Source organism: Cytobacillus sp. FSL R5-0377 (assembly GCF_038004385.1).
In the GTDB taxonomy this organism is placed as follows: domain Bacteria; phylum Bacillota; class Bacilli; order Bacillales; family Cytobacillaceae; genus Cytobacillus.
Genome location: NZ_JBBORA010000001.1, coordinates 2,395,246 through 2,420,092, shown reverse-complemented (window position 1 = coordinate 2,420,092; position 24,847 = coordinate 2,395,246). Strand labels below are relative to the sequence as shown.

Sequence of the window (24,847 nt, the reverse complement as noted above, 5' to 3'; positions counted from 1 at the left end):
AAAGTAATTTCTGGTGGGATTATGAAATTGGAACCACATTTCCAGTAAAGTAATTTTGTTACATCACTGACATAATAGTAATAGAAAAATAATATGAAGAAAAAGGAGTTTTTTGATGTGTTTTTCGACACACACGCACACCTTAATGCCGAACAATATAACGAAGATTTACAAGAGGTAATCGACAGGGCCCTGAGTGAGGGTATTTCCAACATAGTGGTTGTGGGATTTGACCGTCCAACGATAGAAAAAGCGATGGAGCTGACTGAGAAATACGATTTTATCTATGCAAGTGTCGGATGGCACCCGGTTGATGCCATCGATATGACTGAAGAAGATTTGCTATGGATTGAGAAGCTTTCCAGTCATCCAAAAGTGGTCGCACTGGGAGAAATGGGCCTGGATTATTATTGGGACAAGTCCCCGAAGGATATTCAGCAGGAAGTCTTCCGGAAGCAGATCCGTCTGGCGAAGAAAGTTAAGCTTCCCATCGTCATCCATAACCGTGATGCCACAGCCGATATAGTCGAAATCCTTAAGGAAGAAGGAGCAGGAGAAGTAGGCGGAATTATGCATTGTTTCAGCGGCAGCCCGGAGATTGCCCAGGAGTGTGTGGATATGAATTTTTATATTTCCCTGGGCGGTCCGGTGACCTTCAAAAACGCAAAAAAACCAAAGGAAGTAGCCGATATTATTCCGCTTGAAAAGCTGCTGATTGAAACAGACTGCCCATACCTTACCCCTCATCCACACAGAGGAAAACGGAATGAACCCAGTTATGTCAAATTGGTAGCAGAGCAGATTGCAGAAATAAAAGGACTTACAACAGAGGAAGTTGCACAGGCAACCACAGAAAATGCAAAAAAATTATTCGGCATAAACTGATAGCTCAATTTGTCGAAGTCTGTAGGAGCTTGTCCAAATTTTTTCTGATTCTAAAAAGTTCTACACGTCTCCTTCCTCTCATAGGATAACCATGTCGATAAGTCTCTCTTTTCTTTCATCTTGTTTTTTTGCATAATAGGAAATATGTTTACGAGAGAGCTTGCCAAAAGGTGCTGTTCTGGCACCCTGTTGATCGAGCGGAGGGCGTTTGATGACAGTCGGGGAGAATGAAAGATGGAGGGCCGGAAGCCTGAAGTCCTGAAAAATGTTCTGAAACTGTTCCCGATTGCCGAGCGCCTGGTCAGCAGAATACAAAGGATTTCCAGATGAGTGAAAAACTCCAAAATCAAAAAAAGAAGGATTTTTCTCATGGATGTGGAAAGTATAAATCCAAGGCAAGCATGACCGAAAACAGGACATTTGCAAGATTGCATGCATAGAAGGGAACTATCATTCATACATAGAGATAGAGTGCAGTTCTGAGAATACAGGCAAAAATGCCCAATGCCTGCATTCTTCCAGCCTTTCGGAAGCTGGAAAATTGAAAGAGTTGACAGTCGGCTAGATACTCTATATAATCACTCCGAGAGAAAAGGAGGCGTTTTTCATCGTGATTCAAAACATGAAAAACCTGTTATCCAAGTCTTTGAGTAAAAAGAAATTGGCCATTTTTTCTGCTAGTTTAGTAGTTTTTGCTGCTGCCTGCGGTTTCATTGCATATGAGACGACAAAGAAAACAGTAGCATTGACAATAGAAGGCCAAGAGAAAGTCATCAAAACGCATGCAACAACAGTTCAAGATATATTCGATGATCTAGATATTTCACTCCGCTCAGAAGATTATGTGTTTCCCTCGGTAAACACAGAGGTTAAGGACAATACAGAAATTGTCTATGAACCGGCTAAACAGGTGAAAGTAGTAACAGATAACGGGAAGAAAACGATTTGGACGGCTGCAAAGACGGTCGGAGACGTTTTAAAAGAACAGGATATTACGCTGACTGAACATGACAAGGTTCAGCCAAAGCCAGAAGAACCCATTAAAAGCAACCTGGAAATTCAAGTAGAGAAGGCTTTCGCTTTAACGCTGAATAATGGCGGCAAAGAGAAGCAGGTTTGGTCAACTTCGACTACGGTCGCTGACTTTTTATCACAGCAGGGAATCAAGCTTAATGATTTAGACCGTGTTGAACCAAAGTTGGAAGAGACAGTCAAAGCCAATGACGAAATAAAAGTCATTCGAGTTGAAAAAGTCACCGATGTAGTGGAAGAACCAATTAATTTCGCAGTTGTGACAAAGAAGGATACTAGTTTGGCAAAGGGCACTGAAAAAGTAATGAATGCTGGAAAAGAAGGCCTTAAGACGAAAAAGTTTGAGGTTGTCATGGAGAATGGCAAGGAAATTTCCAGAAAGCTGATCAGTGAAAAGCAAGTGAAAGAGAAGCAGGATAAAGTCATTGCTGTTGGAACAAAGGTGGCTGCGGCAACACAGGTGGTTTCCCGCGGAACGAGCAGCGAGGCAAGCGGCAAAGAAATATATGTATCATCTACAGCCTATACGGCCAATTGCAGCGGATGCACAGGCAAAACGGCTACCGGTATGGATCTGCGCGCCAATCCGGGTGCTAAGGTCATAGCGGTTGATCCAAGTGTCATTCCTCTTGGAACGAAGGTCTATGTAGATGGCTATGGCTATGCTGTTGCAGCTGATACAGGCGGCGCCATTAAAGGAAACAAAATCGACGTATTCTTCTCATCCAAATCAGAAGCTTACAAGTGGGGAAGAAAAACGGTAAAAATTAAAATACTGAATTAAATTTTTTATGATGCAGGGGGCTCCCCCTGCATTTTTTATTTCATTGGAGAGAAGGTTAATGGATAACATTTTTTCATTTTGAAGCTGGTTCATATATAATAAGAACTATTCTTTATAAATATATTCTTTTTACATCTATTTAGACGAATTACATTACAGAAATGTTTCAAGTTTTTTTCATTTTATTGTTTTTTTTTAAAAACAAGCAGTTCTTAATTCGAACATTGATAACAGTCTAGCGCAAAGAGCCTGTCCTTCGAGCATTCATGGGCAGGCGGAGACTTTCGCTTTTCTTAGGAGGAACCATGAAAATCAAGGAAATTATCGTTGTAGAAGGCAAGGATGATACAGCGGCGATTAAAAGGGCGCTGGATGCCGATACAATTGAAACGAATGGATCTGCCATTAATGAGGCAACCATTGAAAAAATAAAGCTTGCCCAGAAGACAAGAGGGGTCATCGTATTTACAGATCCGGACTTTCCCGGCCAAAAAATCAGGAATACGATTACCAATGAAGTCCCGGAATGCAAGCATGCTTTTATAGAAAAAGCGGATGCCCTCCACAAGCATGGCAGAGGAGTGGGCGTTGAGCATGCATCGCCTGAAATGATCCGCCAGGCATTAAAGGACGCCCAGGTTATGAAGGAAACCTATGAAGAAACCATTACCCAGGAAGACCTGGTCACTGCTGGCCTGATTGGCGGGGAAGGTGCCAAGGAAAGAAGAGAAAAGCTTGGCAGACTGCTAAAAATCGGCTACACAAATGGCAAGCAGCTTCATAAGCGCTTAATGATGTTTCAAATTTGCCGGAAGGATTTTGCAGAGGCAATCGAAGCTATTCGCAAGGAGGAACAAAATGCATAAAGATATTGCAACGCCAGCCAGAACACGTGCGATTTTGGATAAATACGGTTTTTCTTTTAAGAAAAGCCTGGGACAGAACTTTTTGATCGATACGAATATTCTCCGGAGGATTGTCGATCATGCTGAATTAACGGAGGAGTCGGGCGCCATCGAAATCGGACCGGGGATTGGGGCATTAACTGAACAGCTGGCCCGGAGAAGCAAGAAGGTGCTTGCTTTTGAAATCGACCAGCGGCTGCTTCCTATTTTAGAGGAAACTTTATCGCCATATCCCCATGTCTCCATCATCAATGAAGATGTATTGAAGGCAGATGTTAAGACAGCGATTGAACAGAAGTTCGAAGGGGTTGACGATATTATGGTTGTCGCCAATCTTCCATATTATGTTACAACGCCGATTATCATGAAGCTGCTCGAGGACAAGCTTCCGATCAGGGGCATCGTCTGTATGCTCCAAAAAGAGGTGGCAGACAGAATTTCGGCCCGTCCAGGCACGAAAGAGTACGGCTCCCTTTCCATCGCTGTCCAGTACTATACAGAGGCTGAAACAGCCATGATCGTGCCGAAGACAGTCTTTGTGCCGCAGCCGAATGTTGATTCTGCCGTCATTAAACTGACAAAGCGCAAAGAGCCAGCAGTGGCGGTTAAAAGTGAATCCTTCTTTTTCAAGGTCACAAAAGCAAGCTTTGCCCAAAGGCGAAAGACACTGCTGAATAACTTAACGAGCCAGCTTCCTGAAGGAAAGCAGAAAAAGGAAAAAATCCTCTCTGCTCTCGAACAAGCTGCTATCGAGCCGGGCAGAAGAGGAGAAACACTTTCCATCGAAGAATTTGCCCGTTTGAGCGATGCCCTGCTGCCACACTTTTCATAATTGATCAGGCCTGCTGCCTAACCAGCAGGCTTTTTTTCGTTCAAAAGCCTTCTTCCCCATTCGCCTTTTCTACGCACATGTTCATAGTCAAGTGCATAATTTATGACATAAATAATAAATCACAAACAAGTGCTTAGATGCAGCCCGCGTTTACCTCGGGAAATTGGAGTGACGACATTGACTATAAATACGATGGATATCGTCGGAAGAATTTCGTATCATTGTGATATTTTATTCCGCGTGATTGATATTAAAGAACAGGGCGGCAAAAGGTTTGCCATTTTATTCGGAGAGGATATCCGTCTAGTTGCGGATGCTCCCTGTGAGGACTTAATCGTCATTAACCAGGCGCAGCGGATGAAGTTCGAGCAGGAGTTCAGGTCACTTGAGGAACAGTCCTTCCAGCTATTCAGGCAGGATGTGGCTCTCTTAAGGGAGAAGCAGGAGTATGAAGTAACAGACGGCTACAGCAAGACACTTAACTATTTTCAAATACCAGGCAGGGTGCTTCACTTGGATGGTGATCCATCCTATTTGAAAAAATGCTTGAGTGTGTATGAAAAAATAGGCATACCCGTAACAGGCATACATTGCAATGAAAAGGAAATGCCGATGAAAATCGGACAGCTCATCGATCATTACAGGCCGGATATCCTCGTTATAACCGGTCATGATGCTTATTCAAAGGCCAAGGGGAAAAAATCTGACATCAATGCTTACAGGCACTCCAGAGAATTTGTCCAGGCGGTAAGGGAAGCGCGCAAAAAAGTTCCGCACCTTGATCAGCTTGTTATTTTTGCAGGAGCATGCCAGTCACATTTCGAATCACTCATCCATGCTGGAGCTAATTTTGCCAGTTCTCCTTCCAGAGTGAATATTCATGCCCTTGATCCTGTATACATTGTTGCGAAAGTCAGCCTTACTCCATTTATGGAAAGAATCAATTTATGGGATATCTTAAGAAATACACTAACAGGTGAAAAGGGACTTGGAGGCATTGAAACACGGGGAGTACTTAGAACTGGTATGCCATACAATGACGAAGATTTAAACGAATCATAATCAGCGGGCCGTTTGCAAGATATAGCGGCTTGTTTTTTTATGTTTGTTTTTAATAAGAACTTAAGCATTTTTCGAGAAATTTCGCGCAGGGGCATTCGTCTATTTCCCAGGTAATGAACGGCATGCTGATAAGCTTTCTAAAAACTATACATAATTTTTTCCAATTAGGGCAATCCTAAAATTGTTGAAAATTAGAAGAAAAAGTAGAACAAAACATATTGACATTTAATTTTAAACACTGTTATAATTTATATTTTTGTTTGACAGTCTAGTGTCAGTGTGATATACTTAACATAGTGAGGTGGACCGAATGGCAAAAACATTATCAGATATTAAAAAAGCTCTTGATTCAAATCTTGGGAAGAGGCTCCTGCTAAAAGCCAATGGCGGGCGCAGAAAGACCATCGAACGCTCAGGAGTTCTGGCAGAAACGTATCCTTCTGTATTTGTGATTGAGTTAGATCAGGATGAAAATGCATTTGAACGGGTATCTTACAGCTATGCGGATGTTTTAACAGAAACGGTTCAAATTACATTCTATGAAGATACATCAGGACAGGTTGCTTTAAGCTAATATATATATGACAGCGGGCGGTGAACAAATTGTTTACTGCTTTTTGTTTGCCTTTTTCATGAATAACAGTACCCTTTCACATACTATACATACCGCAGTGCGAAAGGGGATGTTAATGTTGGGCAGAAGACGCGGCGTTATGTCAGATGGTTTAAAAGAGGAAATTGCGAAAGAGCTTGGCTTTTATGATGTGGTCCAAAAGGAAGGCTGGGGCGGCATCCGTGCGAAAGATGCCGGCAATATGGTTAAGCGGGCCATCGAAATCGCACAGCAGAACCTTCTTAACAAATAGCATTCGCTCACTAGTTCTGAGCATTAATATGCACTGCGTCTGCCGAGGCTTATGCCTCGGATTTTTTCTGTTCAATAGCGATTCCCTCTATATTCCAAGCCGCCTGGGCTTTTATGTTTATTTTGTGGTAAAATAGGACAAAAAATGGAGACGCTCTATAAGAAAAGCTTTAAGCCTCCGCTTATTGCCGGGTAAAATGAAGTCAATACTGAATGAAGGTATGGCTTTCCCTTCGAAATGAACCGGCAGGGCAAAGCGCTTCGCTTGTGGAGCTGGACAGGAGTCCGATTTAAAGGAAAGAAGTAGGTGGAAATGTTGAAGGTCATGGTGAAGGCGCCTGCTAAAATCAATTTGTCATTGGATGTTTTACATAAACGGAAAGATGGCTATCATGAAGTGGAAATGATAATGACAACGATTGATTTGGCTGACCGCCTGGAATTAACACTTTTAGATAAAGACGAGATCAGAATTATCTCTCATAACCGCTTTGTTCCGGATGATCAGCGGAATTTGGCATATCAGGCTGCACACCTTCTTAAAGAACGGTTTCAAGTAAAAAAAGGTGTAGCCATTACAATAGAAAAAATGATTCCGGTTGCGGCTGGACTTGCCGGCGGCAGCAGTGATGCAGCAGCGGCTCTCAGAGGGCTTAACAAGCTGTGGGGGCTGGGGCTTTCATTAGATGAGCTTGCTGAAATAGGGACGGAAATCGGTTCTGATGTTTCTTTTTGCGTATACGGAGGCACTGCATTAGCTACTGGGCGTGGAGAGAAAATTCAGGAGCTTCCTGCGCCTCCAACCTGCTGGGTCATACTTGCTAAGCCGTTCATCGGCGTATCGACAGCGGATGTATACAGGAGACTGGATGTAGAGCAGGTGCAGCATCCAAATACAAAAGGAATGGTTGAAGCAATCAAATGGGGCTGCTATGAGGATGTCTGCCGGAACATGGGCAATGTTCTCGAGGATGTCACACTGAGTATGCACCCTGAGGTCCTGCAAATAAAAGACCAGATGAAACGATTTGGTGCGGATGCTGTCCTGATGAGCGGCAGCGGTCCAACTGTGTTTGGGCTTGTGCATCATGATTCAAGAATGCATCGGATTTATAATGGCCTTAGAGGGTTTTGTGACCAGGTTTTTGCAGTCAGAATGCTCGGAGAAAGACATAAGCTTGATTAAATCCGTATGTTAATGGTATATTATCGTTAAAACATTCGGATTTAAATGGGGGTTCCACAAATGAAATTTCGCAGAAGCGAACGGTTGATAGATATGACCAATTATTTATTGAACCATCCGCGTCAGCTGGTATCCTTAACTTTCTTTTCAGAAAGGTATGGTTCCGCCAAGTCTTCGATCAGTGAAGATCTCGCCATTATCAAAGAAACTTTTGAGCAAAGAGGAATAGGTACACTGCAGACCGTTTCCGGAGCAGCAGGCGGCGTCAAGTTCCATGTTAAAGTACCTGATGATGAAGCCCGGCCATTTGTAGAGGAGCTTTGCGGCTTGATTGCCAGCCCGGAAAGGCTTCTTCCCGGGGGCTATCTCTATATGACTGACATTCTCGGTGATCCTTTAATTGTCCAGCGTGCAGGACGGCTTTTTGCCTCAGCCTTTGCGGATAAGCCCGTTGATGTGGTTATGACGGTAGCTACAAAAGGAATACCGCTTGCTTATGCTGCCGCCAATTACCTCAACGTGCCCGTTGTGATCGTAAGACGTGACAGCAAGGTGACAGAAGGATCCACGGTAAGCATTAACTATGTGTCAGGATCTGCTAAGAGGATTCAAACCATGGTACTTTCGAAAAGAAGCCTGGCAGAGGGTTCCAATGTCTTAATCATTGACGATTTCATGAAAGCCGGCGGAACGGTTAATGGCATGGTCAGCATGCTGGAAGAATTCAAGGCAAACCTTGCAGGCATTGCAGTCCTGGTTGAGGCAGAAAAGGCAGAAGAACGGCTGGTTGATGAGTACCTTTCTCTAGTGCGTCTATCTGATGTGGATGTAAGGGAAAAGAAAATCAATGTAAGTGAAGGCAACTATTTTAAAAAATAATCATATTTTTTAGGGGGAGAATTCATGAAAGTCATTCAAACGAATCAGGCACCGGCAGCAATTGGACCCTATTCTCAGGGGATTATAGTAAATAACCTATTCTATAGCTCAGGGCAAATTCCGCTTACAGCTGAAGGCGTTCTGGTGGATGGGGATGTAAAAGAGCAGACGCATCAGGTATTTAAAAACCTTCAAGCAGTGCTTGAAGAAGCTGGCGCGTCATTAGATACCGTGGTAAAAGCGACAGTATTTATTAAGGACATGAACGAATTTGCGGCTATTAATGAAGTGTATGGGGAATACTTCAGCACCCACAAGCCTGCGCGCTCCTGTGTGGAAGTGGCACGCCTGCCAAAGGATGTCCTAGTGGAAATTGAAGTTATAGCTCTTGTAAAATAAATAACCGTAATTCACTCGCTCGTTCATATGACGGGCGTTTTTTATTCGAAAAAATCTTTGAACAAAATATTCAAAAAATATTTTTTATTAAAGAAGGAGATTAAGGAAATATGTTGAATTTATACAATTAGGATTATATCTTCTCGAAAAGGTGGTGAACAGGATGGAAGTGACAGACGTAAGATTACGCCGCGTTAATACGGATGGACGAATGAGGGCAATTGCATCTATTACGCTTGATCATGAATTTGTTGTTCATGATATTCGTGTGATTGATGGAAATAATGGCTTATTTGTAGCCATGCCGAGCAAACGTACTCCGGATGGGGAGTTTAGAGATATCGCGCACCCAATCAATTCAGGAACGCGCGGTAAAATCCAGGAGGCTGTTTTAGCCGAGTACCACCGCTTAGGTGAATTAGAAGTTGAATTTGAAGAAGCCGGTGCTTCCTAAGAAAATAAATCAACAAGGGCCTACTTCATAAGTAAGGCTCTTTTTTATTTCAGCTGTTAAAAACTAGCTCTAAGCCCCCTATTGAAGGCGGTGCTTAGGGCTTTTTCTTTCTTCCTCCTTACCCTTTCTCTAAAAATAGTAAACCAATATTTAAATAAATACCGTTTAAGGTAATGACAAATATATGTACTTTATCATCAATTCTTGAAATAAGAGCCCATTTAAGATATATTCGTTATGGATAAAAAGGTTAAATTGGAGGCCTGTAAATGTCTAATCGATACGCGGTTATTTTAGCCGCAGGCCAGGGGACAAGAATGAAGTCAAAGCTTTACAAAGTCCTTCACCCTGTATGCGGCAAACCGATGGTTCAACATGTAGTTGATCAAGTTACAAAGCTTAACATAAAGGAAATTGTCACAATTACTGGACACGGAGCGGAAATGGTAGAGCAGCAGCTTGGCTCAAGCAGCAAATATGCTCTTCAAGAGGAGCAGCTTGGCACTGCTCATGCCGTTATGCAGGCACGTGAAATGCTTGAAGGCAAAGAGGGTGTCACGATCGTAGTCTGCGGAGATACACCGCTCATCAGGCATGAAACAATGGAAGCGCTTTTCAAGCATCATGAAGAGCTTTCTGCCAAAGCGACTATTTTAACAGCTCATGCGGAAAATCCATTCGGATATGGACGCGTGATCCGCAATGACATGGGGATGGTTGAAAAAATCGTTGAACAGAAAGATGCTTCCGAGGAAGAACGCAAGATAAAAGAAATTAATACTGGAACGTATTGCTTTGATAATAAAGCATTATTCGAAGCCTTGAACAAAGTAACAAATGATAATGTGCAGGGCGAGTATTACCTTCCTGATGTAATTGAGATCCTGAAAAATGAAGGGGAGGTCGTTACAGCTTACCAGACGGCTGATTTCGGCGAAACTCTGGGTGTCAATGACCGGGTAGCCCTATCTCAGGCAGAATCATTCATGAAACAGCGGATAAATGAAGAACATATGCGTAACGGCGTGACCATTATTGATCCATCCAACACATATATTGGTTCGGATGTGAAAATTGGTTCAGATACAGTTCTTTACCCTGGAACCATCATTTCCGGAAATACCATCATCGGTGCTGAATGTGTGATCGGACCTCATACGGAGATTTCTGATTGCCATATTGGGGAAGGTACAGTGATCCGCCAATCTGCAGCACATGACAGCCATATCGGTTCAAAAGTGAACATTGGCCCGTTTGCTCACATTCGTCCGCAATCAGATATTCATGATGAAGTGAAAATCGGCAACTTTGTTGAAGTGAAGAAATCTGTTTTCGGAAAAGGAAGCAAAGCCTCTCACTTGAGCTATATTGGCGATGCAGAAGTAGGCAAAGGTGTTAACCTGGGCTGCGGCTCAATCACAGTTAATTATGACGGCAAAAATAAGTACCTGACTAAAATCGAAGATGGTGTATTCATTGGATGCAACTCCAATCTCGTGGCACCGGTAACGATTGGGGAAGGTGCATATGTGGCAGCAGGCTCAACGATTACTGAAGATGTGCCGGGAGAAGCTCTTTCCATTGCCCGCGCACGCCAGGTGAACAAAGAAAACTACACGCACAAATTAAACATTAAGAAATAAACAGAACTTTCTATTTGTAAGAAATAAATCGATGGAGGCCCAAAATGTCAAACCAGTATTTAGATCCAAATTTAAAGGTGTTCAGTTTAAATTCAAACCGCAGGCTAGCTGCTGAAATCGCCAATGTGATTGGTGTGGAGCTTGGTAAGTGTTCCGTAACGCGCTTCAGCGACGGCGAAATCCAAATTAACATTGAAGAAAGCATCCGCGGATGCGATGTGTATGTGATTCAGTCAACAAGCTCACCTGTTAATGAGCATTTAATGGAGCTTTTGATCATGATCGATGCTCTTAAGCGTGCATCTGCCAAGACGATCAACATCGTAATGCCTTACTATGGCTATGCCCGTCAGGACCGCAAAGCAAGAGCGCGTGAGCCGATTACTGCTAAGCTTGCAGCAAACCTTTTGGAAACTGCTGGTGCAACCCGTGTGATAACACTTGACCTGCATGCGCCGCAAATTCAAGGATTCTTTGATATTCCTATTGATCATTTAATGGGTGTGCCAATCCTTTCTGATTACTTCAAGAACAAACTGACTGACAGCGACATCGTAATCGTGTCACCGGACCATGGCGGCGTAACACGTGCGCGTAAAATGGCTGATCGCTTAAAAGCGCCGATTGCCATCATTGACAAACGCCGTCCAAGACCAAATGTGGCTGAAGTTATGAACATTGTAGGGAACATCGATGGAAAAACGGCCATCTTAATCGACGATATTATTGATACTGCAGGAACTATTACATTAGCAGCAAATGCCCTGATTGAAAACGGTGCATCAGAAGTTTATGCATGCTGTACACACCCGGTTCTATCAGGACCTGCCATCGAAAGAATTGAAAACTCAACTATTAAAGAATTGGTTATAACAAACTCCATTTCTCTTCCGGAAGAAAAGAAAACAGACAAGATTGTCGAACTATCGGTTGCGCCGCTAATCGGTGAAGCGATTATCCGGGTTCATGAAGAGCAATCTGTCAGCACATTGTTTGATTGATCGGCAATAAAATAACTGTCCAGGCTTGCTGCAAAGCAAGCCTGATTTGCTTTTTCTTTCTAAAAAAAATAATAAGGCTTCAAAACAAAAACGTTTAGATTTCCTCATTTTAGGGCATTTTTTTATATAGACAAGACTAATTCTTTAAATGAGGAAGGGGACGTATTTATGACAGCTGTATTGCAGGCAAAAGAAAGAAAAGGTTCACGCAACTCTAACTTAACTTCACTGCGCAAGGAAGGGAATATTCCGGCCGTTGTGTACGGGTCGAAGCTGCAAAGCAAATCCATTTACTTAAGTGAAGCTGACTTTCTGAAAACGATCAAGGAAGTGGGCAGAAACGGCGTATTTTCATTGGATGTGGATGGCAGCAAGCATGATGTGGTACTTAGTGACTATCAATCCAACCCGATTAAAAATGAAATCGTCCATGCAGATTTCATAGCGGTCGATATGAATAAAGAAATGACGGCTGATGTACGCGTCGTCTTGACCGGTGATGCAGCAGGTGTAAAAGATGGAGGCGTTATGCAGCAATCTCTGCATGAAGTTTCAGTCACGGCGACACCGAATAATATTCCATCCACTGTTGAGGTGGATGTAACAAGCCTTCAGGTAAACGAGACTTTGACTGTCGCAGATATCAAAGCAAATCGCGGCTATGAAATAAACAATGAAGAAGATGAGGTTATCGCTTCCATCCTTCCTCCAAGACAGGAAGAAGAAATCAACAGCGGTGAAGAACAGGAAGCGGGTACACCTGAAAATGAAGAAGGCAGAGAAACAACTGCCAATGAAGATAAAACAGGCGGAGAATAAGCTCGAGAGAAGCTATTCTTACAGGGGCTTTGCAATATGGCAAGCCCCTGTTTGCTTGGTGTGGGAATGGGTTTTGGATTGGCTTGTCTTTTGACAGAGGAAACGAAAAAATAGCAGTTAGAGTCCGAATCTGGTTTAACTTTGACACAAAAAGACGGAAACGTGCCAGTAGAGTCAGAACCAGGCACATCTTCGGACAAGGCGCCGGAAAAAACGCCAGCAAGGTCCAAACCCGCAACCTCCAAACAGAATCTTCTTACCGAACCACACACTTTCAACTATAATAAAAAAGAGAATGGATTAAATCAGCACACACGCCAGGCAGTTAACGGGCGTATGATGCTGTTCTAATATGGGGTGAGAAAATGAAATTGATTGTAGGGCTCGGAAATCCCGGCAAGCAGTATGATAAAACAAGGCATAATATTGGCTTTGAAGTAATTGATGTTTTATCAGACCGGCTGAATATTCCTCTGAATCAGGCTAAGCTGAAAGGCGTATTTGGCGCAGGCTATGTGAACGGAGAAAAAGTATTTCTGCTTAAGCCTCTTACATATATGAATTTGTCAGGAGAGTCCATCCGGACAGTTATGGATTATTTTGAAATTAATGATGATGAACTTGTGGTGATCTATGATGATCTGGATCTTCCTGTGGGCAAGATTCGGCTCCGCCAAAAAGGAAGCGCAGGCGGCCATAATGGGATCAAATCAACGATTGCCCATCTGGGGACACAGGAATTTAACAGAATCAGAGTCGGCATTGACCGTCCGCCAAGCGGCATGAAGGTGCCAGACTATGTGCTCGGCCGCTTCACGAAAGAAGAACAGGCCGTTATGGATGAAACGGTTAAAAAGTGCGCAGAGGCCTGTGAGGAATGGTTTAGAAAACCATTTTTACAGGTTATGAACGATTTTAATCAATAAGCTTCATATTTTATGAATCTTATCATAGAATAATGTATCTCATCATTGGCGGCAGTGCCGGATGCGTGAATAAGTTCCCTGCCAGAGGTCCATAATAGAATCATGGACAGTTAAACGGGAGGGACAGGCATGGCTATTCATTATCATTGCCGTCATTGCGGAACAAAACTTGGTTCTCTGGAGAACAGCTCTGTTTATTCAGAGCAGCTTGGGTTCCATAAGCTAAACGAACAGGAACGCCAGGAGATGATCTCGTATGATCAATCAGGAGATATGCATGTAACAGCGATCTGTGAGGATTGCCAGGAATCCCTGGAGCGCAATCCGGATTATCATCAGCACGACTTTATTATTCATTAACAAGCTTTGGAGGCAATCCAAAGCGTTTTTCTATTTCTATTTTGGGCATCATTATATTTAATAGAAACCGTTCTATAGTTTCTTGTTGGAACCTTATTATTTTTAGTAAGATTAATGATAGGAAAAATGGATTTTGCAGACTGTCAGTTTTCTGTCTCAATGGGGCTGGAACGGCATCTGCTTTTTGGCGGTTGAACTGCCGGAGCATTTAAAAAAAATGCTTTTGAAAAGATTAAGGGAAATTTGAACGTTGAGAATTGTCTAGCTCCAGCGCCACCCCCTCGAGGTCATAAGCTCATAGGGACGATAGACTAGTCAATCCCTTGCAGGGCTCGTCTTATGCTATTTTAGGGGTGATCGAGGCGCTTGCGCTTTTCGTTATAGGAGGGGCTTTCATGTTTGGTCTTAAAGAGATTATTAGCCGGCAGGATGATGTAAGTTCCATCTTGTCTGGCATAGAGGGAGGACTAAGGGAGCAGATGCTTGCCGGTTTATCAGGATCGGCACGCACCTTGTTTTTGTCTTCCATATATGAGCAGTCGGGAAGGCCGATGCTTGTTGTAACGCACAACCTTCTGCAGGCACAGAAACTATATGATGATATCGTCAGTCTGGCAGGGGAATCGGAAGTATTTTTGTATCCTGCCAATGAATTGATCGCAGCTGAGATGGGGATTGCCAGCCCTGAGTTAAAGGCCCAGCGGATCGAGGCTTTAAATTATTGGAGTACACATAAGACAGGAATCATGATTGTCCCGATGGCAGGGCTAAGAAAAATTCTTCCGCCTCCAAGCCATTGGAAGAATTACCAGCTGTCTTTAGCAATAGGCGATGATTTGACTGAAGATCAATTAAAAAGATTTGTTCAAATGGGCTATGTCCGTTCTGAAATGGTTTCCTCGCCCGGGGAATTCAGTGTCAGAGGCGGAATCATTGATATCTATCCGCTGACTGAAGCTGATCCGGTAAGGATAGAGCTGTTTGATACGGAAGTGGACTCAATCCGGACTTTTTCTTTGGAGGATCAGAGATCAAAAGAAAAACTAACCGAGATCTCAATCGGTCCGGCAACTGAAATTCCTCTTGAATCAGAGCACTTCGAGACTATCATTGAAAAATTGGAAAAAGGTCTGGGATCAAGCCTGAAAAAACTGAAGGATGATAAAGCGAAAACACAGCTGGCCCAGAATATCGGGTATGAATTAGAACAGCTGCGAATGGGGAACAAGCCTGAACAGCTTTTCAAATACCTATCGTTTGCCTTTGAGGACGGAAGTAGTTTAGTAGACTATCTCCCTGCCAATGGCTTAATTTTCATTGATGAAATCAGCCGTGTTCAGGAAATGAATGACACCCTTGATAAGGAGGAGGCGGAGTGGTATACGAGTCTTTTAGGTGAGGGCCAGATCATACATGATGTGAAGGTATCCCATACCTTAAAAGAGTTCCTTCACCGCTCCAGGCATTCGATTACATATATGTCGCTGTTCCTGAGGCATGTACCGAATACCAATCCGCAAAACATTATAAATGTCACCTGCAAACAGATGCAGAATTTCCATGGCCAGATGCATGTGCTGAAGGGCGAACTGGACAGATGGAAAAAAGGCAAATATTCGGTCGTATTCCTGGGCCCGGATGAAGAGCGGATCAAAAAGCTGCAACGAGTGCTTGAAGACTATGAAATTGAAGCGGCGTTTGTGAGTGAGGAGGATCCAGTCTTAACAGGAAAAATCCAAATTACAGAGGGCAGCCTCCAGACTGGCTTTGAGCTTCCAGGTCAAAAGCTGGCCGTTATTACGGAAGAAGAGCTTTTTAACAAACGCACGAAAAAGAAAACCCGCAGGCAAAAGCTTTCAAATGCTGAAAGAATTAAAAGTTATTCCGAACTGAAGGTCGGGGACTATGTTGTTCATGTCAATCACGGGATCGGAAAATACTTGGGGATTGAAACCCTCGAGATTAACGGAGTCCATAAAGATTATCTTCATATCCGCTACCAGGGCAGCGACAAGCTGTATGTGCCGGTGGAGCAGATTGATCTTGTCCAGAAATATGTCGGCTCTGAAGCAAAAGAGCCAAAAATTTATAAGCTGGGCGGAAACGACTGGAAGCGGGTTAAGAAAAAGGTTCAATCATCTGTTCAGGATATTGCGGATGACCTGATCAAGCTTTATGCAGAGCGTGAGGCATCAAAGGGCTATGCCTTCAATCCGGATGGCGATATGCAGAGAGAATTTGAAGCGGCCTTCCCTTACCAGGAAACAGAGGACCAGATCCGCTCTATCCATGAAATTAAGAAGGATATGGAGAGGGAGCGCCCAATGGACCGCTTATTATGCGGAGATGTGGGCTATGGGAAAACTGAAGTAGCCATTCGTGCTGCCTTTAAAGCGATTGCAGATGGAAAACAGGTTGCCATTCTCGTTCCAACGACCATCCTGGCTCAGCAGCATTATGAAACGATGAGAGAGCGATTCCAGGATTACCCGATTGAAATTGGGCTGTTAAGCCGATTCAGAACAAAAAAACAGCAGACTGAAACCATTAAAGGATTAAAGGCAGGGACTATTGACGTAGTTGTCGGCACTCACCGCATTTTATCAAAGGATATTCAGTATAGAGATTTAGGCCTGCTCATTATTGATGAAGAGCAGCGCTTTGGCGTGACACATAAAGAAAAGATTAAACAGCTTAAGACCAATGTGGATGTCCTTACTCTGACAGCCACGCCAATCCCGCGAACCCTTCATATGTCAATGCTGGGCGTCAGGGACCTTTCAGTTATTGAAACACCGCCTGAAAACCGATTCCCGGTTCAGACTTATGTAATGGAATACAATGGTGCACTGGTCCGTGAAGCCATTGAAAGGGAACTGGCGAGGGATGGACAGGTCTATTTCCTATATAACCGGGTGGAGGATATAGAACGAAAAGCCGAGGAAATATCCATGCTGGTTCCAGATGCAAGGGTAACATATGCCCATGGGAAAATGACGGAAAATGAGTTAGAATCTGTTATGTTAAGCTTCCTTGAAGGCGAGTCCGATGTTCTCGTCAGCACCACGATTATTGAAACAGGCGTAGATATTCCAAATGTCAACACGCTGATTGTCCATGATGCAGACAAAATGGGTCTGTCCCAGCTTTATCAGCTCAGGGGCCGGGTTGGCCGTTCCAACAGGGTTGCCTATGCGTATTTTACGTATCGAAAAGATAAAGTATTAACAGAAGTAGCTGAAAAGCGGCTTCAGGCCATAAAGGAATTTACGGAGCTCGGTTCAGGCTTCAAAATTGCCATGCGGGATTTGTCCATCAGGGGCGCCGGCAATCTGCTCGGAGCCGAACAGCATGGATTTATCGACTCCGTCGGTTTTGATCTGTATTCGCAAATGCTTAAAGAAGCGATTGAAGAACGGAAGGATAAGCTCGATGGCATCGAGGAAAAGCCGGCTAAAATTGAAATCGATCTGGACGTGGATGCTTATATCCCTGATTTCTACTTGTCTGATGGCCATCAGAAAATTGAAATGTATAAGCGATTCCGGGGCATTTCAACTCTTGAAGATGTAGAAGAGCTTCAGGATGAAATGATCGACCGTTTTGGCGAATATCCAGATGAGGTAGGCTACTTATTCCAGATTGCCGAAATGAAGGCTTACGGTGAATTGGCAGGAGTCGAAACCGTTAAGCAATCCAAACAGGAAGTGCTGATTCTTTTATCTGAAAAGGCCAGCGAAAATGTGGACGGACAGAAGATTTTCCAGATTACCAGCAAATATGGCCGCATGATCGGCTTGGGCATGGATGGCAAGAAGCTGAAAGCAGTCCTTCATATTAAAGGCGTCAAAACAAATGAATGGCTCAACATTGCCTATGAAGTGATTAAAGGAATGCACGAAGCTAAAAAGGAGCAAGAACATCCAACTGCCTAGTTTGGACACACTCCTGTCAATAAAATGAAACATTAGAAATGTTTATCTTGTTTCTGGCAAGGGTATTTTTAAGTGAAGAACCATTTGGAATGTTTATCCGAAAATGGAATGAATAACATCTACGAGAAAAAGTTTTTGTGCACGTATATAACTTTCCATATGAAAGATACTAAGTTCAAACATGGCGATGCATTCATTTTCTCCCAATTATGGATCATAGCCAAAAGAGGAAAGAGTAAGTGCTGCGCTGAAGTGAGAATGGTCTAGCTTCGGCGCCTAGCCCCTCGGGTCATAAGACAAATCACTCCAGAAATCAGGATTTCCTGCGTGATTCGTCTTATGCTTGTCGGGGCTCTGCAAGGCGCTTCCGCTTTTCTAAAAATCATCAGATGAAAGTGAGGCAACGTTGGATGAAAGCAACAGGTATAGTTCGTCGTATCGATGATTTGGGTCGTGTAGTCATTCCGAAAGAAATCCGCAGAACATTGCGTATTCGTGAGGGGGACCCGCTGGAGATTTTCGTAGATCGTGATGGAGAAGTCATCTTAAAGAAATACTCACCAATCAGTGAATTAAGCGATTTTGCAAAAGAATATGCAGAAGCATTATATGACAGCCTGGGAAATCCAGTGTTAATCTGTGACAGAGATACTTATATCGCTGTGGCAGGCGGTTCTAAAAAGGATTACTTAAACAAAAATATAAGCGATCTTGTTGAAAAAACAATGGAAGAACGCAGTTCAGTTCTGGTTAACCAGTCAGGCGACATTTCGCTTGTGGATGGGAACACTGAAGCTTCCTCCGCTTATACAATTGGCCCAATCATTGCTAACGGCGATCCAATTGGAGCAGTTATCATTTTTGCTAAAGAAGATTCTCTTGGAGACGTGGAACAAAAAGCAGTTGAAACAGCAGCTGGCTTCCTGGCAAGACAAATGGAATCATAAAAATGGATACTTATTGAAAGGGGTAGCGGAATGCTGCCTTTTTTCTTTGGCGTGCAGACTAAAATGAAGTGCACGCAAGCAGCGAATAAGGTATAGAATCCGCGTACTATGCCCCAATATGCTATAATACTTTCGAATTCAATTGGAAGGAGATGGGCAACCTGAGGCCCGTTCAGACATCCGGCGATTTGTTTAGGGGTGCGTTTATCCTGACAATCGCTGCCCTGATTACCAAAATTTTAAGCGCTATTTACCGGGTCCCTTTCCAGAATATTGTCGGGGATGTAGGATTTTATATATATCAGCAAGTTTATCCGTTCTATGGAATCATTATTGTGTTATCTACATATGGGTTTCCTGTTATTATTTCTAAGCTTTATGCCGAGCAGGCTGCTTTAGAGAAAGAGCAGGATATTCACAATTTATTTGCGATTTCAGTCCTGGTTCTGTCCCTAATAGGAATTATCGGGTTTTCCGCCCTTTACTGGGGTGCGGATTGGCTGGCAGCCAGGATGGGTGATCCGCAGCTGGCAGTTTTGCTTAAAGTAGTGGCAGTTGTGTTCCTTATGTTTCCCATTCTGTCTCTTTTCCGGGGATATTTTCAGGGGAAAGGAAACATGGTTCCAACCGCTGTTTCCCAGGTAGGAGAACAGTTAATCAGGGTCGTTACGATCCTGCTGGCTGCTTATCTGCTTGTTAAGGGAGGGAATTCTCTCTATATGGTTGGAGGCGGGGCCATGTTCGGGGCTATTACCGGCGGAATGGTCGCCATTTTGATTTTAATTACGTACTTTTATATAAATGAGAGAAGAAGCCTGCCATCTTCCATTGCGATTGATTTTAAAAAAAGCGGGAAGCTGGCCAAAACGATTATCATACAGGGGTTTGCCATCTGCATCAGCAGTCTGGTGCTTATTTTCATTCAGCTGGCAGATTCGTTCAATTTATACTCGCTTCTTTTGGCATCCGGGCTGGAAGGAGAAGAAGCGAAGGCGCTAAAAGGCGTGTATGACCGCGGACAGCCGCTTGTTCAGCTTGGCATTGTGGTGGCAACATCCATGTCCCTGTCACTGGTACCGCTTATTTCCAAAGAAAAATTGAGAAATCAGCCCGCATTCCTTCACGGTAAAATCAGACTTGCCCTGAAAATCGGCATACTGGTTGGAGCTGCCGCAACCGTTGGGCTCTGGAATATCATAAAGCCTGCAAATATTATGCTGTTTGAAAACTCATCAGGATCGGGTGTCCTGGCTATCCTCAGTCTGATGATTTTGCTGAGCAGCCTGATCATCACCATCACTGGCATCCTGCAGGGACTGGGATTTATCTTTTTCCCAGCTGCGGCCATTCTGGTGGGGTTTGCGTTAAAGCTTGGCCTGAACATCCTGTTGGTGCCATCTTACGGTACAGCCGGTGCAGCGGCTGCATCAGCTCTGGCCCTTGCTGCTATCCTGTTTCTTCTTATTATAAAGCTTCATAGATATTTAAACATATCATTGATCTCTATGCGGTTTTTATTGTTGACCGGATTTGCTGCTTTCATAATGACGATTGTTTTGCAGCTATACCTTCAAGCCCTGGCCATGCTGCCAATCGCAGAACCGGGCAGGATATTTTCCGGATTCCAGGCATTAAGCGGCGTAGTGCTGGGGGGCCTTACGTATTTGTATATCATGTTTAAAGGCAATACTTTTAAAGAGGAAGAGCTTGCTTTGCTGCCGCTTGGAAGCAAACTCATGTTCTTGCTTCCCAAAAAGACTAGGAGATGAATTGCTTTATGAAAAAAATAACCATTCTCGGACTTGGAGCAGGAGATTTGGATCAGCTTCCTTTTGGTGTGTATCGACAGCTTAAAAATTCAGAGGCTCTATATCTGCGCACGAAGGAGCATCCAGTTCTGCTTGATCTCGAACAAGAAGGTCTGACATATCAGTCTTTTGATCATATATACGAAAAGCATGAGCAGTTTGAAGAGGTATACGAGGAGATTTGTGAATTTCTCCTCCGTGAAGCCCTTGCGAAAGATATTACGTATGGAGTACCGGGGCATCCGCTTGTAGCAGAGCGTACCGTGCAGCTTCTCCTTGAGCATGGACCGCAGAGAGGAATTGAAATTATGATCGGAGGAGGACAAAGTTTCCTGGATCCTTTATTTCAGGCTTTGAAGATCGACCCGATCGAGGGGTTTCAGCTTTTGGATGGAACCGATCTGAAAAGGGATGAGATCCAGGTGGCACAGCATGTCATCATTGGACAGGTGTATGATCAGTTTACTGCGGGCGAAGTCAAGCTGACTCTGATGGAAAAGCTGCCTTACGATTATGAGGTTTATATTGTAACAGCGGCCGGCAGCAAAGATGAGGTTATAAAAAAAGTGCAGCTGCATGAACTGGATCATAATATGGAGCTGAATAACTTAACTTCTGTATATGTGCCCCCTGTAAAAGATGAGGCTGTTCTCTATAAAGATTTTTCAAAGCTGCGGAGCATTATCGCTGAATTGCGCGGACCAAATGGCTGCCCATGGGATAAAAAGCAAACTCATGAAAGTTTAAAGAAATACTTAATTGAAGAAGCTTATGAGCTGATCGAAGCGATTGATAATGAAGATACCGAGCATATGACAGAAGAGCTTGGCGATGTCCTTCTTCAGGTGATGCTCCATGCTCAAATCGGCGAGGATGAAGGCTATTTTGCCATCGATGAAGTGATTGAAGGGCTTTCCGAAAAAATGGTCCGCCGTCATCCCCATGTTTTTGGTGATGAGCAGGCTGAAAATGAGGAAGATGTCCTGAAAAATTGGCAGAGCATTAAGCAGGAAGAAAAGGGAGAAAAACAGGAATCTATGATGGATTCAGTCCCGAAATCATTCCCGAACTTAATGAGAGCGACTGAAATCCAGAAAAAAGCAGCGAAAGTCGGCTTTGACTGGAAGGAAGTAGAGCCTGCCTGGGAGAAGGTAAAAGAAGAGATTGCCGAATTCGAGAAGGAAGCTGCGGATTTCAGCGCGGAGATGGAGCCGGAATTTGGCGACATCCTGTTCGCTCTTGTGAATATTGCACGTTTTTATAAAATTGATGCCGAAGAAGCAGTGAGAAAAACAAATGAAAAATTCATCCGCCGTTTTAAGTATGTGGAAGAACGGGTAATGATGAGCGGCAGAACATTTGAAGACTTTACACTCGAACAGCTCGATGAATTCTGGAATGAGGCAAAATCCAAAGGCTATTAATAGAGGAGTGGCATACATGAGATTAGATAAATTTTTAAAAGTATCAAGACTTATCAAAAGAAGAACACTGGCTAAAGAGGTGTCTGATCAGGGAAGGATTACGATAAATGGACAGCAGGCGAAAGCAAGCTCCACTGTTAAAGTGGGAGATGAGCTTCAAGTCCGCTTCGGCCAGAAGCTGGTGACGGTCAAGGTGGAACGTCTCCAGGAAACGACCCGCAAGGAAGAAGCGGCTAACATGTACTCAATTGTGAAGGAAGAAAAAGTGGAATCGGAAGCATAAGCTAGCCTGCATTGTCCGATAACCGGAAACAAGCGGAATTTCTGTTTCCAAATCAGCAGAGCTCCTGCTTTTCATCACGGCTTGTTCTATTTTTTTCCCCCCATTCATAAACATGTACAAAAAGGTTGTACTATGTGATTGCGGGGGATGAATAATGAGTCAATATTATGAGCCAAATTCAAACAAAACCAATACTCAGGAACATGATGTCATTATGAGAGGCAGAAGGCTGCTTGATATTACAGGTGTTAAACAGGTGGAAAGCTTTGATAATGAAGAGTTTTTACTCGAGACCGTAATGGGCTTCCTGGCGATTAGAGGGCAGAACCTTCAGATGAAGAATCTGGATGTGGACAAGGGAATTGTTTCCATTAAAGGGAAGGTATTTGACCTTGTTTATATTGACGATCAGAATGGAGATAAAGCTAAAGGTTTCTTTAGCAAGTTGTTCCGATGACGCTGACTACTCAATTTTTGACCATGCTGGCGATGATTGGCATGGGAAGTGTATTTGGGGCTGCCCTTGATACGTATAATCGTTTTCTGCAAAGGACTAAGCGGAAAAGCTGGCTTGTTTTTATTAATGATATTCTTTTTTGGGTAGTACAGGGTCTGGCAATCTTCTATATATTATTCCTGGTGAATAAGGGTGAACTGAGGTTTTACATTTTCATTGCTTTGCTGTGCGGTTTTGCCGCTTATCAAAGTTTATTTAAAAAAATGTATCTGCGGGTATTGGAGATTTCCATCCGGATGGCGATCTCCATATACCGCTTTTTCGTGAAGGCTGTAACTATCCTTATTTATAAACCCATTCAGGGTCTGATTATGGCGTTAATTGCGATTGCCGTCATGCTTGGAAAAGGACTTTATTCCCTTCTAAAAGTCATTATTCGAGTCCTTTGGTTCACCTTGAAGGCAGCTTTTCTGCCTGTCAAATGGATTTTGTCACTTTTATGGAAACTTTTGCCGAAAAAGATTAAAAAAACAGTCGAGAAGTTATATAATAAATTGGCAGGATATTTACAGCGGATAAAGAATTATGTTTTAAAATGGACAGCAAAGTGGAAAAAACCTAAAGAGTAAGGAGGGAGTGCGGAAGTGAGTGCCACCAAGAAGAAAAATGTAGCCAAAATGGAAACCAGCTATGTCAAACAGCAGGAAGAAGCAGAGATCAGTGCAGGCCGTAAGAAAAAACTTTTATTTCGCAGATTAGCAGCATTTTTTACACTGGCAGCTGTCGTTTCTTTTTTTATGATCACCACACTCGTTTCGCAGTCTGCTGCTCTGGAAGAAAAAGTGGAAGAGAAAAACAGGCTGGATCAGGAGCTTTCTGATCTGAAGAAAAAAGAAGTTATGCTTGAAGAAGAAATTGTTAAGCTGAATGATGATGAGTATATCGCGAAGCTTGCCCGCAAAGATTATTTCCTATCTGACAATAATGAAATCATTTTTAACCTCCCTGAAGAAGAGACGGAAAAAGAAAAGAAAAAAGAAAAAAAGGCCGACTGACGCTATATTGACACTCTTTTTTTGGTTTCTGTATAATATATAAAAAGTTTCACTTTATATCTTTCAAGGAGGCAGTTTTTTTAATGTCAATCGAAGCAGGCAGCAAGTTAACAGGAAAGGTCACAGGCATTACAAATTTCGGAGCATTTGTGGAGCTGCCGGATGGCTCAACCGGTTTGGTGCACATAAGTGAAGTCGCTGACAAATATGTAAAAGATATTAATGAACACCTAAAAGTGGGTGACATGGTTGAAGTGAAAGTCATTAATGTCGAAAAGGACGGCAAGATTGGATTATCCATTAAGAAGGCAAAAGACCGGCCTGAGCGTTCTGAGAGACCTGAAAGAGGAGACAGAAAGGAATTCAGACCGAATTCAAATTCTGGCCGCCCTCGCCAAAACCGGCCAAACGACCATCGCCCTAAAGAGAACTTTGAAGCCAAAATGGCCCGTTTCCTGAAGGACAGCGAAGATCGTCTTTCATCGCTGAAGCGTCATACTGAATCCAAGCGCGGAGGAAGAGGAGCTAAGCGAGGCTAACTTGCTGCTGATTGATCTATATAGCAGGATGGAAAACAAGTCCGAATAGGGCTTGTTTTTTTGTGCTGGCTAACGCTGATTCAAACATCAAAAAAACGCCAGCCTAAGGCTGACGCTCTTTTGAAATGACCCGTACGGGATTCGAACCCGTGTTACCGCCGTGAAAGGGCGGTGTCTTAACCGCTTGACCAACGGGCCAGGATAAAATTGTGTTATGCAGATCGCCTCAAAGCGCTTCCGCATTTCTTAGATAGCGGCGGAGGGGATCGAACCCCCGACCTCACGGGTATGAACCGTACGCTCTAGCCAGCTGAGCTACACCGCCAAATTTCAATAGATTAATAGTTGTGCTCTTAAGCACAAAATT

25 protein-coding genes and 2 tRNA genes are annotated in these 24,847 nt (G+C 43.4%); 25 read left to right on the top strand and 2 right to left on the bottom strand.

Going from position 1 to position 24,847, the window contains the following annotated elements:
• Window positions 1-117: 117 nt before the first annotated feature.
• The 25 genes from NSQ49_RS12515 (at window position 118) to NSQ49_RS12395 (ending at window position 24,480) form a co-directional block, all read left to right on the top strand.
• Window positions 118-885 carry a TatD family hydrolase gene (locus tag NSQ49_RS12515; protein WP_251284673.1) on the top strand — a complete coding sequence of 256 codons (768 nt, stop codon included), beginning with the start codon at window positions 118-120 and terminating at the stop codon, window positions 883-885.
• A 622-nt stretch (window positions 886-1,507) separates the two neighbouring features.
• Window positions 1,508-2,701, top strand: a complete 1,194-nt coding sequence (locus NSQ49_RS12510) for a G5 and 3D domain-containing protein (protein WP_251284672.1) — start codon at window positions 1,508-1,510, stop codon at window positions 2,699-2,701.
• Between the two features lie 305 nt (window positions 2,702-3,006).
• Window positions 3,007-3,567 (top strand): ribonuclease M5, encoded by a 561-nt coding sequence (gene rnmV, locus NSQ49_RS12505; RefSeq protein WP_159869951.1) that lies wholly within the window; start codon window positions 3,007-3,009, stop codon window positions 3,565-3,567.
• Entirely contained in the window at window positions 3,560-4,438 is an 879-nt protein-coding gene (gene rsmA / locus NSQ49_RS12500; protein ID WP_159869954.1) for a 16S rRNA (adenine(1518)-N(6)/adenine(1519)-N(6))-dimethyltransferase RsmA, read from the top strand. Before rnmV ends, rsmA begins: the two co-directional genes overlap by 8 nt.
• Before the next feature lie 177 nt (window positions 4,439-4,615).
• A complete protein-coding gene (gene yabG, locus NSQ49_RS12495) occupies window positions 4,616-5,500 on the top strand; it encodes a sporulation peptidase YabG (RefSeq protein ID WP_159869957.1) in 885 nt (294 codons plus the stop codon).
• A 310-nt stretch (window positions 5,501-5,810) separates the two neighbouring features.
• The gene (veg, locus tag NSQ49_RS12490) at window positions 5,811-6,074 is read left to right on the top strand and encodes a biofilm formation stimulator Veg (RefSeq protein WP_009336667.1); all 264 of its coding nucleotides are present in this window, start codon (window positions 5,811-5,813) and stop codon (window positions 6,072-6,074) included.
• A 118-nt stretch (window positions 6,075-6,192) separates the two neighbouring features.
• The gene (locus NSQ49_RS12485; protein WP_026041722.1) at window positions 6,193-6,366 is read left to right on the top strand and encodes a small, acid-soluble spore protein, alpha/beta type; all 174 of its coding nucleotides are present in this window, start codon (window positions 6,193-6,195) and stop codon (window positions 6,364-6,366) included.
• Between the two features lie 315 nt (window positions 6,367-6,681).
• Window positions 6,682-7,551: a 4-(cytidine 5'-diphospho)-2-C-methyl-D-erythritol kinase gene (ispE, locus tag NSQ49_RS12480; RefSeq protein ID WP_095246042.1), complete on the top strand. Its 870-nt coding sequence runs from the start codon at window positions 6,682-6,684 to the stop codon at window positions 7,549-7,551.
• Window positions 7,552-7,611: 60 nt separating this feature from the next.
• Complete coding sequence (gene purR, locus NSQ49_RS12475; protein ID WP_159869960.1) at window positions 7,612-8,430, top strand: pur operon repressor; 819 nt, start codon at window positions 7,612-7,614, stop codon at window positions 8,428-8,430.
• Between the two features lie 24 nt (window positions 8,431-8,454).
• Window positions 8,455-8,829 (top strand): 2-iminobutanoate/2-iminopropanoate deaminase, encoded by a 375-nt coding sequence (gene ridA / locus NSQ49_RS12470; RefSeq protein ID WP_251284671.1) that lies wholly within the window; start codon window positions 8,455-8,457, stop codon window positions 8,827-8,829.
• 163 nt (window positions 8,830-8,992) lie between these two features.
• The gene (spoVG, locus tag NSQ49_RS12465) at window positions 8,993-9,283 is read left to right on the top strand and encodes a septation regulator SpoVG (protein WP_009336662.1); all 291 of its coding nucleotides are present in this window, start codon (window positions 8,993-8,995) and stop codon (window positions 9,281-9,283) included.
• A 269-nt stretch (window positions 9,284-9,552) separates the two neighbouring features.
• Entirely contained in the window at window positions 9,553-10,926 is a 1,374-nt protein-coding gene (gene glmU / locus NSQ49_RS12460; RefSeq protein WP_095246045.1) for a bifunctional UDP-N-acetylglucosamine diphosphorylase/glucosamine-1-phosphate N-acetyltransferase GlmU, read from the top strand.
• A 44-nt stretch (window positions 10,927-10,970) separates the two neighbouring features.
• Window positions 10,971-11,927, top strand: coding sequence for a ribose-phosphate diphosphokinase (locus NSQ49_RS12455; protein WP_095246046.1), 957 nt, complete (start codon window positions 10,971-10,973; stop codon window positions 11,925-11,927).
• 168 nt (window positions 11,928-12,095) lie between these two features.
• Window positions 12,096-12,746, top strand: a complete 651-nt coding sequence (locus NSQ49_RS12450) for a 50S ribosomal protein L25/general stress protein Ctc (RefSeq protein WP_251284670.1) — start codon at window positions 12,096-12,098, stop codon at window positions 12,744-12,746.
• Between the two features lie 365 nt (window positions 12,747-13,111).
• On the top strand, window positions 13,112-13,672 hold the full coding sequence (pth, locus tag NSQ49_RS12445; protein ID WP_251284669.1) for an aminoacyl-tRNA hydrolase: 561 nt from the start codon (window positions 13,112-13,114) through the stop codon (window positions 13,670-13,672).
• Window positions 13,673-13,801: 129 nt separating this feature from the next.
• Complete coding sequence (locus tag NSQ49_RS12440; RefSeq protein ID WP_251284668.1) at window positions 13,802-14,032, top strand: anti-sigma-F factor Fin family protein; 231 nt, start codon at window positions 13,802-13,804, stop codon at window positions 14,030-14,032.
• Window positions 14,033-14,427: 395 nt separating this feature from the next.
• Window positions 14,428-17,967: a transcription-repair coupling factor gene (mfd, locus tag NSQ49_RS12435; RefSeq protein ID WP_251284667.1), complete on the top strand. Its 3,540-nt coding sequence runs from the start codon at window positions 14,428-14,430 to the stop codon at window positions 17,965-17,967.
• Between the two features lie 410 nt (window positions 17,968-18,377).
• Window positions 18,378-18,914: a stage V sporulation protein T gene (gene spoVT / locus NSQ49_RS12430; protein ID WP_159869975.1), complete on the top strand. Its 537-nt coding sequence runs from the start codon at window positions 18,378-18,380 to the stop codon at window positions 18,912-18,914.
• Window positions 18,915-19,075: 161 nt separating this feature from the next.
• On the top strand, window positions 19,076-20,683 hold the full coding sequence (locus NSQ49_RS12425; RefSeq protein ID WP_251284680.1) for a putative polysaccharide biosynthesis protein: 1,608 nt from the start codon (window positions 19,076-19,078) through the stop codon (window positions 20,681-20,683).
• A gap of 8 nt (window positions 20,684-20,691) precedes the next feature.
• Window positions 20,692-22,146, top strand: a complete 1,455-nt coding sequence (gene mazG / locus NSQ49_RS12420; protein WP_251284665.1) for a nucleoside triphosphate pyrophosphohydrolase — start codon at window positions 20,692-20,694, stop codon at window positions 22,144-22,146.
• A 16-nt stretch (window positions 22,147-22,162) separates the two neighbouring features.
• Entirely contained in the window at window positions 22,163-22,429 is a 267-nt protein-coding gene (locus NSQ49_RS12415) for an RNA-binding S4 domain-containing protein (RefSeq protein ID WP_159869981.1), read from the top strand.
• 154 nt (window positions 22,430-22,583) lie between these two features.
• Window positions 22,584-22,886 carry a sporulation protein YabP gene (gene yabP, locus NSQ49_RS12410; protein WP_159869984.1) on the top strand — a complete coding sequence of 101 codons (303 nt, stop codon included), beginning with the start codon at window positions 22,584-22,586 and terminating at the stop codon, window positions 22,884-22,886.
• Complete coding sequence (gene yabQ / locus NSQ49_RS12405; RefSeq protein ID WP_159869987.1) at window positions 22,883-23,515, top strand: spore cortex biosynthesis protein YabQ; 633 nt, start codon at window positions 22,883-22,885, stop codon at window positions 23,513-23,515. Before yabP ends, yabQ begins: the two co-directional genes overlap by 4 nt.
• Window positions 23,516-23,530: 15 nt before the next feature.
• The gene (locus tag NSQ49_RS12400) at window positions 23,531-23,941 is read left to right on the top strand and encodes an FtsB family cell division protein (protein WP_159869990.1); all 411 of its coding nucleotides are present in this window, start codon (window positions 23,531-23,533) and stop codon (window positions 23,939-23,941) included.
• Between the two features lie 83 nt (window positions 23,942-24,024).
• Window positions 24,025-24,480 (top strand): S1 domain-containing RNA-binding protein, encoded by a 456-nt coding sequence (locus NSQ49_RS12395; protein ID WP_251284664.1) that lies wholly within the window; start codon window positions 24,025-24,027, stop codon window positions 24,478-24,480.
• 126 nt (window positions 24,481-24,606) lie between these two features.
• Here NSQ49_RS12395 and NSQ49_RS12390 read toward each other — a convergent pair.
• Window positions 24,607-24,678, bottom strand: a tRNA-Glu gene (locus NSQ49_RS12390).
• A 53-nt stretch (window positions 24,679-24,731) separates the two neighbouring features.
• Window positions 24,732-24,805: transfer RNA gene (locus NSQ49_RS12385), tRNA-Met, on the bottom strand.
• Window positions 24,806-24,847: the final 42 nt, after the last annotated feature.